9 protein-coding genes are annotated in these 12678 nt (G+C 43.5%); all 9 read right to left on the bottom strand.

Annotated features, from left to right (window positions below; genetic code table 11):
• Window positions 1-19: 19 nt before the first annotated feature.
• Entirely contained in the window at window positions 20-1477 is a 1458-nt protein-coding gene (locus tag GPM24_RS20385) for a nicotinate phosphoribosyltransferase (RefSeq protein ID WP_158829267.1), read from the bottom strand.
• A gap of 26 nt (window positions 1478-1503) precedes the next feature.
• Window positions 1504-2343: a ribose-phosphate diphosphokinase gene (gene prs, locus GPM24_RS20380; RefSeq protein WP_158829265.1), complete on the bottom strand. Its 840-nt coding sequence runs from the start codon at window positions 2341-2343 to the stop codon at window positions 1504-1506.
• A 107-nt stretch (window positions 2344-2450) separates the two neighbouring features.
• Window positions 2451-3152: an NUDIX hydrolase gene (locus GPM24_RS20375; RefSeq protein WP_199269819.1), complete on the bottom strand. Its 702-nt coding sequence runs from the start codon at window positions 3150-3152 to the stop codon at window positions 2451-2453.
• 221 nt (window positions 3153-3373) lie between these two features.
• Window positions 3374-5611: a glycoside hydrolase family 3 N-terminal domain-containing protein gene (locus GPM24_RS20370; protein WP_199269818.1), complete on the bottom strand. Its 2238-nt coding sequence runs from the start codon at window positions 5609-5611 to the stop codon at window positions 3374-3376.
• Between the two features lie 28 nt (window positions 5612-5639).
• Window positions 5640-7409, bottom strand: coding sequence for a cellulase family glycosylhydrolase (locus GPM24_RS20365; RefSeq protein WP_158829263.1), 1770 nt, complete (start codon window positions 7407-7409; stop codon window positions 5640-5642).
• Window positions 7410-7439: 30 nt separating this feature from the next.
• Window positions 7440-8849 carry a glycoside hydrolase family 30 protein gene (locus tag GPM24_RS20360; RefSeq protein WP_158829261.1) on the bottom strand — a complete coding sequence of 470 codons (1410 nt, stop codon included), beginning with the start codon at window positions 8847-8849 and terminating at the stop codon, window positions 7440-7442.
• A gap of 2 nt (window positions 8850-8851) precedes the next feature.
• Entirely contained in the window at window positions 8852-10312 is a 1461-nt protein-coding gene (locus GPM24_RS20355) for a glycoside hydrolase family 30 protein (RefSeq protein WP_158829259.1), read from the bottom strand.
• Between the two features lie 11 nt (window positions 10313-10323).
• Window positions 10324-11793 (bottom strand): glycoside hydrolase family 30 protein, encoded by a 1470-nt coding sequence (locus GPM24_RS20350; RefSeq protein WP_158829257.1) that lies wholly within the window; start codon window positions 11791-11793, stop codon window positions 10324-10326.
• Between the two features lie 24 nt (window positions 11794-11817).
• Complete coding sequence (locus tag GPM24_RS20345; RefSeq protein WP_158829255.1) at window positions 11818-12666, bottom strand: glycoside hydrolase family 16 protein; 849 nt, start codon at window positions 12664-12666, stop codon at window positions 11818-11820.
• Between the last annotated feature and the right edge of the window lie 12 nt (window positions 12667-12678).

The raw sequence follows: 12678 nt of genomic DNA, 5'->3' as shown, positions 1-12678 counted from the left end.
TTACTTTTATCAGTGCTCATTAAACTAATACTTTGCTTTCAACTTGTGCTTCCTGCTCTTTTAACCACTGGCGAATATCGGCTAAGCTGGTTTCCTTAACCAGTTTACCATCTTTAAAAACAGTTTTAAGCAGCGAATTGCCCTCTTGCTCTGGGCTGCAACGGTCGAGGGTTTGATAGCCTTGTTCGTTTTTCACCAATGCCAGCAAGCCTTTGTGCGATTTCTTTTTGTGGTCGGTAATAGGGTCTTTCTCTATTTCGCGGGGTTCGCCGTTAACTTCCACGTAAGTGGCTTTAATAGCAAATCCTAAAGTATCGCGGCTGTGATTCCGCAGAATACCGCCTACGCCAATCACCAGGTTACTGGCCGCATAGCCCATTTTTTGTAATCGCTCCAAGGTGCGGATATAGCGTTCCATGTACATGCCGTCGCCATAAATCAGTCCCACTTTAGGATTGAGTACTTTATAGCCTTTGGTATTTATGGATGAACCGAATTTTTCATCCAGTAAACGAATGGCACCTTTCCATTCATCGCTGCCGGTTTCGGCATCCGGGTTGCCGCAAATAATATTTTCGGGGTTACCGCTATCCGGACGGAATACCACTTTGCCGTCGCGCTGCAAAATGGCAGGTTTCAGTCGTTCGGCAAAGTCGGTGAGTACTTTGTATACGTCGAACGTGTCAGACACAATGGAAACAATTCCACTTGGATATAGGTCGATCATGTGCTGAAAAGCTTCAATCTCATCTTCCCTGCCAAAGGAACACATCACGCTGTGCTCGCTGGCGGGTACAGAAAGCATAATGGGCTCACCGTTTACATCAGCGTTATAAAACTCGACGGCACAAGGCAAGGCAGGCACGTCATCACTACCTAAAAACGATAACAAGTGGGCTACACCGCTAATAGCTGCACCTTCTTCGGATGAGTCGCCACGGTAACCAAAATCATGTACCTGAAAATCTTTTAGGGCTTGCAAAGCATCGTCATCAGTAGCTTCGAAAAAACGATTTACTACCTTGCGGTACTGATAGCTGCAAGTGGCCACAGTAATGGTATACCACAGTTTAAGCAGCAAGCTTTCCATAAAACCAACCACCCAGAAAAAATCAGGGTGCGTGTTGGTTATGGTAATCAGCACGTTTTTAATCGGCATAATTGTGCCTTCTTTTACTGCTTTAATTTCTATAGGCAAGTAGCCCAGCTGGCATAACTCTCTTATTTTTGCTTCAATTTCGGGTGAATTGCTACCTAAAATAAGCTTACGGTAGTTTAAAAACTCTTCGCCCATTTCTGGTGTAATGGGTTGAGTTAAATATTTTTTGATATAGTACTGCAAGCCAAAAAATACAGTTTCGGGAAAAGTTTTTTCGTTGCGTGCGGTGAGGTAAGAATATACTTTATTACAACCAGGAGCATATTGCTCCATGTGGCCCATTTTATAAACGTCGGTTTGCAAAAGGATATTTTTCATGATATTTAAATTTGGTAGAGGTATAATTAAAATTGTATTAATTCAGCTAATGGTATGCGAGTAATGAGTGATGAAGCTTCGTCACGGATAGAATCAGTTGTATAAATATGATCCAGCCACTCGGCTAGTTCAAATTCGCCATGCGAAAAGATACCATGAGAAACAATCAGGCTCACTTTGCCGGCATTGCGCTGTTTCAACTCCTTAGCAACACCGATGAATGTTGCGCCACCATCGCAGATGTCGTCAATTACAAAACAATTTTTGCCACCTAAATCATGCTGGTCAACGGTGATCTGTTTGATCTTTCCGTTACTTACGTCGCGCACTTTGTTGCATAGCACAATATCATTGGTATATCCTACAGCCTGAGCCACTTTGTAAATTTTCTTTAGCGCACCAGCGTCCGGGGATACCAACAGCGCATCTTGGTGGTCTTGCAGCACTTTACCAACCAAGGTATTGTTGGTAATTAGCTCCACATTGTCTAGCAGTGCAAGTGACACCTCGGAGTGCACATCGAATACGTATACCTTTTCGAATGCACAGCTGTTAAGCAGATTGCACATTACTTTGATAGATAGCGGCTCGCCGGCTACCATTACCCTATCCTGGCGGGCATAAGGCAAGTATGGTATCAATGCAGTGATACTTTTAGTGCCGCTTCTGCGTAAAGCATCAACAGCCAGCAGCAGTTTCATTACATCGTCGGAATTGTTGAGACGGGTAGTGATAAGTACTTCTTCGGCAACTTCACTTAGTTTAATATGAACTTCGCCACCGCTAAATACAAAGCTTTGGCTTTCTAATTCGCCTGCCTCAGTAGTGATGGGCTTGAATCCGGTAGAAAGATTTAATGTTTTCATATCAATTTGCGTTATAATGACACAAATATACTGTGTTGTAAATATAACATCCAAATTTATTTTGTGTTTTTTTGACGCAAAATAAATTTGGATGTTACTTTGTCATCTTATATCAGATTATCTAAATCAAACCCTTTCACTTTAAGCTGCTGATATTTCTCTTTATCAAACGAATAAAGCTTTCCCGGTCTTCCTGCAGCCATGGCCGGCGCTTTCTCATTGGTTTCAACCACTAAGCCCAATGACATTACTTTACGTTTAAAATTACGACGATCTATATCATGGCCGAGCAACTTCATATAAAGCTGCTCTAAATCTGAAAAAAGGAATCTACGATCAAGCAATTCAAAGCCAATAGGCTCATAAGTTATTTTCGCTCGCAGGCGTTGAATGGCAATTTCTACAATGCTGGCATGGTCAAAAGCCAACTGCGGTAACTCATAAATATTAAACCATTGCGCTTCAGCCGCATCAGTAGAAGCAAACAGACTAAAATCACTAGATTTGACCAAGCCAAAATAGGCTACAGAGATGATACGAGAACGTGGATCGCGATGAGGGTTGCCAAAAGTAAACAACTGTTCCAGATAGTTGATGGATATGCCGGCCTCTTCCATTAACTCGCGCTCCACGGCGTCTTCCAGTGTTTCTTCGTCATGAACAAAACCACCCGGCAAGGCCCATTGATTTAGAAATGGCTCAATTTTACGCTTAATCAGCAATACGGAAATGCCTTGCTCGCGGTTATAACCAAACACAATGGCATCAACGGTTACTTTAATATGTTGGCTGATATTCTTCATGCTCATACAGCAAATGTAAACTGTGACATATTATCCTGTTTATTTTTGTATATTTTAGATGCATTTGTTCATAACTGCAATCCATCTTTCAAATACTTTTAGCATTATAAATGTTTCAATGTTAGACACTGCTGACTAAACTATTAAAAGCAAAATAGGCCTTCAAATAATATTTGAAGGCCTTTTTGCTTTTTTCTACTTGCTGATCTTATAAAAATTGATCATCATTAATTAAACAGCTCAAATTTATCCTGTAGCAAGATATGATCGGATGAATTACCGATCATCAGCTTAAATTCGCCTGGCTCGGCTGTCCAGTTCATTTTTTGATCATAAAATGAAAGCTTGTCTTTATTTACGGTAAATGTGATGGTTTTGCTTTCACCAGGTTTTAGTAATACTTTTTGGAAATCTTTTAGTTCTTTAACCGGACGGGTAATACTGGCTGTCACATCCTGCAAATATAACTGGGCCACTTCTTCGCCGGTATAACGGCCGGTATTTTTAAGCGTAAAGCTTATCTCAATTGTTTCATTGGCCTGCATCGTGGATTTGCTTAGTTTTAAATCGCTGAATGCAAAGCTGGTGTAGCTTAAACCATAGCCAAAGGCATAACGCGGTGTGTTGGGTAAATCCAAGTATGTAGAACGATAAGGTGCCGGCATACCATCAGGAGATGGACGACCGGTACTTTTGGCATTATAAAATACAGGTATTTGCCCCTCGGCCCGTGGGAACGACATGGGTAGTTTACCAGCAGGGTTGTAATCGCCAAACAACACGTCGGCTATAGCGTTGCCCGCCTCACTACCTAGCCACCATGTGTATAAAATGGCGTTGGCGTGGTCGGCCGTCCAATTGAAAATCAGCGGGCGCCCGCCCATTACCAGCACCACTACCGGCTTGCCGGTAGCTTGTACAGCTTTAATCAGCTCTTCCTGCACGCCGGGTAAATGAATATTAGAACGGCTTTTGGCCTCGCCACTCATATCAAATGCCTCGCCTACGGCCATAACCACTACATCTGCCTTTTGGGCGGTGGCTACCGCGTCGGCAAAGCCATTGCGCGATGAATCCTTTATAGCGCAGCCCTGGCTATATAACAATTGTGTTTGTTTACCCACTTTGTTTTGCAAACCTTCAAACAGTGATACTAAGTGATCATTTTCCCAATCAACCGACCAAAATCCTTTCATATCGGTACTTGATTTACCCAGCGGACCAATCACAGCAATAGTTTTGGCCGATTTAGAAAGTGGCAGCAACTGGTTATCATTCTTCAAAAGCACTATACTCTTCTCAGCTACCTCGCGGGCAGTTTTTCTGTTCGCGACAGAGTTCAGCACCTTTTTTTCGCGACCTTCATTGCTAAACCGGTAAGGGTCATCAAACAACCCCATTTCAAATTTTTTGTGCAGCACACGTCTAACGGCATCATCAATCAGCGCTACATCAACTTTTTTATCGCGCACCAAACCAGCCAGGCCGTTGATGTAGGCATGACCTTCCATATCCATATCACTGCCCGCCAGCATAGCCAGGCGTGCGGCATCGGTATTGTCTTTAGCAAAACCATGGGCAATCATTTCGCTGATTGATCCCCAATCACTCACCACAAAACCTTTAAAATTCCATTTACCTTTCAAGATATCCCGTTGCAGGTAAGCATTGCCGGTAGCCGGTATGCCATTCAAGTCGTTAAATGAATTCATAAAGGTAGCAGCACCTTCGTCGGCAGCGGCCTTAAAGGGAGGCAAATAGATTTCCCACAGCTGACGGTCGCTCATATCTACCGAGTTGTAATCACGACCAGCCAAGGCTGCGCCGTAAGCTGCAAAGTGCTTTACACAGGCCATAACGGCATCCAAATTACCCAAGCCTTTGCCTTGGAAACCCCTAACCCGTGCCCGAGCAATAAGCGAACCTAAGTAGGTGTCCTCACCGGCACCTTCCATTACACGGCCCCAGCGAGGGTCGCGTGCAATATCTACCATTGGCGCAAATGTCCAATGTATACCCGAAGCTGCCGATTCTGTAGCGGCTACACGGGCTGATGATTCGATGGCATTCATGTCCCAACTGGCCGCCTCCGCTAATGGGATAGGAAAGGTTACACGGTAGCCGTGTATCACATCCAAACCAAACAGCAGCGGAATTTTAAGGCGTGATTGCATGGCCATTTCCTGTATCATGCGGGTTTCTTTAGCGCCGCGAATATTCAGCATCGAACCTACTTTGCCATCCTTAATCTCCTGGTATTTGGCACTGTTTGGCGTAAGTGGTCCAGTGGCCAGCCGGTCGCTGGTGTATTGGTTCAGCTGACCAATCTTTTCTTCCAGCGTCATTTGTGACAACAGGGCCTCTACCTTTTTGTCTATAACATCCGGGGCTGGTTGTTTATACTGAGCTAAAAGCTGCGCGCCGATAGCCAGCATGGCAATGGTTAATAATGGTTTAAGTGACATAGAATTCTTATATGGTTTAAAGGCCGACTTATTTATTTTTGATCAATTGGATAGATTTTAAATTAAAGCCGCCTTCCTGAACATACAAACGCAAAACTACTTTTCCTTTTGAAAGTAGCAATGGCTGCAACGTTGTTGTTTGCCAACCTTTTGTACTGTTTGATGGTATAGCAACCGTTCCTCCGGTAACCGGCTTTTGATTTATCACGCTTAAGGCAACACGGCCATTAACCGCAGTGTCTGAAGATACCACTAATTTAACAGCATACATTCCTTTGGTTTTAACATTTACCGTATACTCTAACCATTCTCCGTCTTCTATATTAAAAATGTGGTAGCCATTGTTATCGGCCCGGATATCTACCCCATCATTGCGATAGGCATAACCGCGGTTGCCTATCGTATTTACGCCGGGGGTATAATGGTAGCTGGCCGTATCGTTATCCATATAGGCAAAGCGTTGTCTGCCCAAATCATAATCTACTGCATTGATAGTGGTGTTACTGCCGATATCATGCTTTTTAAAAGGCGCTGTTGCAGATGTGCGCACCTGCCTAAACATAGCGTCGGTTACATCTTTGTGGTAAATTGTATTTTCCAGTTTTACGTTGTTCAAAAGCTCATCCAGTGCGGCAATAGCATCGCTTTGTGATGGTTTAGCGCCTTTGCCGCTCCAATAGTCGACTAGTTTTTGATAAGCAGGCGTTAGTTTAATTTCCAGCGGATTATTAATGCCTATTTTCTTTTCCTGCCACCAAGACCAGCCAATGTTATGGCTTTCAGCCATCTGGATAGCCTCAGTAAACCAGGTGTTGGAGTTTTCGCCCGATTCGCCCATCCAAAGCGGCACGTTATGTTGCTCACTCATGTCCAGGAAATTCTGAATAGTTCCTTGGTTATTAAAGTTACCATACTTGTGAAAACTCAATACCATGTTTTGATCCCACAGCGGGAAGATGCCACGGTAATTATTACCAAAACCATTTCCTTCAATGATGATGATATGGTTTTTATCCACTTCGCGGATAGCTTTGGTTATATCTACCATTAGCTGGCGTAATGGTGCATTTTTAGTTTCTTCCGTTCCGCGCTTATCATCAGCTTTTTCAAAGCCCCAGTTAGGCTCATTTATAATATCGTATCCGCCAATATAAGGCTCATTGGCATAACGCTGAGCCAGCTTTTTCCACAAAGCAATCATCTTTTGCTGATTGGCAGCACTCTCCCATAATGATGGTTTATCAGGATCCCGGTCAGATATAGCTAAATCATTGCCTTGTCCGCCGGGTGCTGCGTGCAGGTCTAATATCAGGTACATATGGTTTGCTTTACACCATTGCAATAAGCTATCGGTTAAAGCAAAACCTTTTTCGAGCCAGGTATTTTGCCCCGCAACGGGTTCTTTTTCTACAGGCAGGGTGTACAATGCATAATGCATAGGCAGCCTGATAGAGTTAAAACCCCATGCTGCCATAGAGTCGATATCAATTTTACGCGTATGGTTAGCCAGCCATTTTTCATAAAAACGGTTGGCATACTCGTCACCCGCCACTTCGGCTATGCGAGCCTGGATTTTATACTGCTGCCCAATGTTACTCACCCGAAACATGTAGCCTTCCTGCAGCATCCAGCCGCCTAAACCCATGCCTCGTAAAATAACTTTGTTGCCTTTGGCATCAGTAATTAAACGCCCGCTGGCTTTTAAAAAGCCTTGGCTATAAACAGCATTAGCTGCTGTTAAACTAAAAACAGCAGCTAATGCAAACGCATATTTGGTAAATGCTTTATTGAAAATCATAAATAGGTTTAATCAAATTTTTAGTACCGGTTATTGCCAAACATAGGTACCTACTGAACCTGCATTCAATTGGGCACTGGCTTTTTGGCCCTGGTAACCGATGTTAAATTTTTGCACATCAGCGCTGTTGTTAATTACAATCAGTACCAGTTTATTATCTGGCGTTTTGAAAGCCACATTCGGCAATGCAGTTAATACGTTGGATGCCACACGAACCGAACCAGGTTTTACAAATTTAGAGGCATGCGCTACTACATAATAAGCAGGGTTACGGATAATGTCATCCTGATTAATAGTGATGCCACCCAGGCAAGACGTACAGCCGCCACGATCAGTATGCGGATTACTGTTTGGGTCGGCGGCCAGGTTCCATTCCAACACAATACGACTCCAGTTACGGGTAGCACCAATGGTTAGGTTGGTGATATGCTCTTTAACATCACGTTCAAAGTTGCCCGGTGCTCCCATCCATTGTTCGGTAAAGTACAAATTGCGGTCGGGATGTGCATCGTGCACTTGTGACAAGGCTTCTATCTTACCGGCATAAAAGTGAAAGGCAGAGCCATCTACATACTTTTTAGCGGCCGGGTCGTTTAAAATAGTTAACGGGTATTCGGGCTTATCGCAATTATGATCGTAAACAATAATTTTGGTTTTGATACCTGCCTTCTTAAAAGCCGGACCTAAATTATTTTTTACAAAATTTGCCTGATCGGGCGCCAGCATCAACATACTAGGATTATTACCCGGATGCAAAGGTTCGTTTTGTACGGTCAGGGCATCAATGGTAATACCTTCAGCTTTCATGGCTTGAATGTATTTAACCAAATAATGGGCATATACATCAAAACAATCAGGTTTTAAACTGCCGCCCCGCGTGTCATTAATGGTTTTCATCCATGCCGGAGCCGACCACGGCGAAGCCATTATCTTGATTTTGGGATTAACGGCCAATATTTCTTTTAGCACCGGTACTACGTCTTTCTTGTCCTGTCCTAAATTGAACTTTGCCAGGCTCATGTCCGTTTCGCCGCCGGGTAAATCATCGTACGAAAAAACGAACTCGTTTAAGTCGGATGCACCTACGCTTACCCGTAGGTAACTAACACCAATGTTTTTATCAATGGCTGAGAACAACTCTTTAATTAAATCGGCCCGTTTGGCGGCACTCATCTTCATCATCAGCTGAGCGCTCCCTCCTGTCAGGCAAAAGCCAAATCCGTCAATAGACTGATAAGCCATTTTGGAGTTAACTTCAATAGTAGAGTCCGGATTGTTTGATTTTTCAAATTTTAAGGTTTGCGATTGCTTTTCAAACAAAGCAGATTTATCGGCATTTGTTAACCAAAGTTCGGCAGTACCTTTGTTTTGCGCATGAGCACTTAGCAGCGCCAACATTGCTAAACCGGCTGTTACACCTATTTTAAATTTACCCATCATGCTTAATTAATTAAAAGGGTAGCAATAGAATGCGGCAAACTGGTTACTGCTGCGCCTTTGTTTTGCATGATTAAATTGTAAGGGATCTCTTTATCGGTTGGGTTCATAACCACAACAGCAATTTTACCATCCGGATTAAGGTAAGCCGTGGTTAACAGCTTATCGCGGCTGGCAGAACTTACAATACGTTTGGCGCCCGGCTTAATAAATTTAGAAAAGTGCCCGATGTAGTAGTACTCATTAGTGAAAATGAGTTTACCTTTTTGCGTATCGGCATGTACCGGTGCAAAGCAAAAGTTACCCACATGGTTAGGTCCGCCTTTTTCATCTAAAAGCACGTTCCAATCGGTCCAAGCTACAGTACCGCTGTTAAAGTCGTTTATCATCGAGGTGCCGTAACGCTCGCCCAGTGCCCAATCGTTTATCTTATCCATATCAAATTTTTCGATACAGCCTTCGGTAAATACCAGGTTTTTGTCGGGATAAGCTTCATGTACCAGCCGGGTGCTTTCAAACTGCATACCGCCGCCCGTCCAGGTTTCGTACCAGTGGAAGCCTACGCCCCATACGTACTGCGCAGCCTGCGCATCATTAAGTATAGTGCTGGCATATTGGTAAAGCAAATCGCGGTTATGATCAAAAACAATAAGTTTTTTACTACCCAAACCCTCTTTGCGCAGAGTTGGACCAAGAAATTGCTTTACAAAGTCGCGCTCCTCTTCGGCCGTATATAAGCAGGATTCCCATGTCTGCTTGGCCATTGGCTCATTTTGTACCGTTAGCCCCCAAATAGGCATACCCTCTTTTTCATAAGTTTTGATGAACCGGGCAAAAAAGTTAGCCCATACCTGGCGGTATTCAGGTTTTAATCTGCCACCGTGCAGCATATCGTTATTATCTTTCATCCAGGCCGGCGGGCTCCATGGGCTCACATATAAATCAAGCTTACCGCCAGCCGCTTTTTGGGCCGCTTTAATGAATGGAATACGGTATTTCTTATCATGAGCTACGCTGAAAGTTTTTAACTCAGTATCATGATCGGCTATGTAAGTGTACGAGTCGCTCGAGAAATCACAACTTTGTATGCTGGTGCGGGCAAAAGTGTAGCCAATACCTTTTTCTTTGTCGTAATAGGCGGTTAAAAAGGCCTTTTGCTCACTGGCAGGCAGCTTGTAAAAGGTTTCGGCTGCGGCATCCGTTAAAGCACCACCTATCCCAATCATGGTTTGGAAGGTTTTCAGAGGGTCCACCGTTACCAATACCTCTGTTTCCAAAGGCTGCGACCTTGCAGCCAGTGTAAGCGTTTGGGTGGGTGCAATACGCTGATCAGTACCTTTAGCTGTTACATATACCGAAACATGGTTACCAATTTTAAGCGCCGGTTTTTGACTGTTTTTTTTGGTTTGCGCTGTAGCCGCTGTGGCTGCAACAAGTAGCAAACACGATATTAAAGAATGCTTCATTGGATTATTATTTACCATATAAAAGTTGCCACGGCTCCGTTATTGATAGTAACCGTAGTTGCCTTACCGTTAAATTTGATATTAAATGTTTCGGGACTGGTTGATTTGTTTAATACCACCAGAACCTTTTTGCCATCCGGGTTTTTAAATGCCACGTTGGGCAGATTTGCAGGCACATTAGATGCGATACGTACCGACCCGGGCCTTACAAACTTGGAGGCATGCGCAATAATGTAGTAAGATACATTGCGGGTTACGTTATAGCCGCTGATGGTTAATGCACCCAGGCAGGTACTGCAACCGCCATTGGTATATGGCCGGTAGTTTTGATCGGCAGCCAGATTCCATTCCAACACATTACGGCTCCAGTTACGTGGTGCGCCGATGATAAGATTTTCGACATGCCATTGCAAATCGCCCGAAAAATTGCCGGGGCCACCTACCCATTGTTCTGTAAAGTAAATATTTTTATCAGGATACCGGTTATGCACAATATTAAGTGCGCTGATATCACCGCCGTAAAGATGGAAGGCAGAACCATCAACAAAGCCTCTGGCCTGTGCATCATTCAGTACTTCAATAGGATACTCGGGACGATCGGCATTGTGGTCGTAAGTAATAATCTTGGTATTAACATTAGCCGACCTAAATGCCGGACCAAGATTATCGCGAATAAAAACGGCTTGCTCACCGGCCTGCATCACCATGCTTGGGTTATTGTCGCCATTCAATGGTTCGTTTTGCGGGGTGATAGCGTCAATGTTAATACCTTCGGCTTTCATGGCCTGAATATATTTGACCAGGTAGTTGGCATATACAGCGTAATACTCGGGCTTCAAACTTCCGCCTTTAAAGCTTCGGTTTGTTTTCATCCAGGTAGGTGCTGTCCAGGGCGAACCTAAAATTTTGATGTTAGGCGCAATACTGATTATCTTTTTTAAGATAGGAATCAGGTCCGTCTTTTCTCTATTGATGCTAAAACTGTTCAGGCTGGCATCCGTTTGTCCGTCTGCAACTTCATCATACGTAAATGTGGCATCGCTAAGGTCAGAAGCACCGATACTGATACGCAGATAGCTGACACCAATATGCGTACTGTCTGACTTAAACAGTTCCTGCAATAATGCATCTTTTTGATCGGCTGGCAGCCCGTTAATTAATGTGGCGCTACCACCTGTTAAGGTATACCCGAAGCCGTCTATAGTTTGATAAGCGGTTGTGGTATCCACCTCAATGGTTGCATACTGGGCATTAGGTGTGGTAAATACTAAACTGGCATTTTGCTTTTTGAACAGTACAGATTTATCAGCATTGGTAAGCCAAAATGCCACATCAGCTTTTACCGGAGTGTTATTTGTTGGAGGAGGTGCAGGTGCAGGATTACTGCTATCTGCCTTTTCACTTTTTGAGCATCCAGCTACGCCGCCCAGAAATGAGGCAGCTGCTAAAACACTCAAAAGAATTCGTTTTGTATAAATCATTTTCAAAATATTAATAATGAACAACTACTTTTCAATCATTTTATATACCCTTACATAATCTACTTCCATTGCATTCGGAAAAGAATTATTGTCGATGCCCTGCGCACCACCCAAGTCACCACCAACGGCCACATTGAGCAGCAAGTGAAACCGTTTATCAAATGGCCATACACGGTAGCCGGAGCCTTCGTTGGTAAATTCAAATACTTTTTGATTGTCAATATACCCTCGTATAGCAAAGGGGGTCCAATCTAAACGGTACAAATGAAAATCGGCAGTGGCTCCTTGTATTTTTTGGGTAGCGGTTTTTTGGGTATTTAACTTGAAATAATATGCCTCAGAATGGGTACTAATGTGGATAACATCAGGGTCGTATCCTACATGTTCCATAATGTCAATTTCTCCAGATTTTGGCCATTCACCGTAGCTCCAGTCTGTAGGCAACATCCATATAGCAGGCCAAGTTCCTTTACCAGCTGGCAGTTTTGCTCTTATTTCGAACCGGCCGTATAAAAAGTCTCCTTTGTTTCGGGTAACTAAACGTGCCGAGGTATACTCCTTTCCGCCAAGGGTTTCTTTTTTGGCTGTTATGGTTAGTTTGCCGTTGGCAATGCTGGCATTATTAATACTGTTTGTATAATATTCCAGCTCGTTGTTGCCCCATCCGCTTCCGCCTATATCGTAGTCCCATTTGCCAGCATTGGGCAGACCGGTATAATCAAACTCATCTGCCCAAACGGGCGTTGTTTCAAACGCCCAGTTTTTATCCTCGAGCTTTGGTATCTGGAAATATGGAATGGCTTCTTGCTTTTTTTTGGAGCAGGATAAGAGAAAAATACTTCCAAGTAATATTAAAGCTTTTTGATATTTCATTGAATTAGCTGT

It is taken from the genome of Mucilaginibacter lacusdianchii (assembly GCF_009770985.1).
In the GTDB taxonomy this organism is placed as follows: domain Bacteria; phylum Bacteroidota; class Bacteroidia; order Sphingobacteriales; family Sphingobacteriaceae; genus Mucilaginibacter; species Mucilaginibacter lacusdianchii.
The sequence above is the reverse complement of the archived record's forward strand: the minus strand, read 5'-3'. Positions and strand labels throughout refer to the sequence as shown.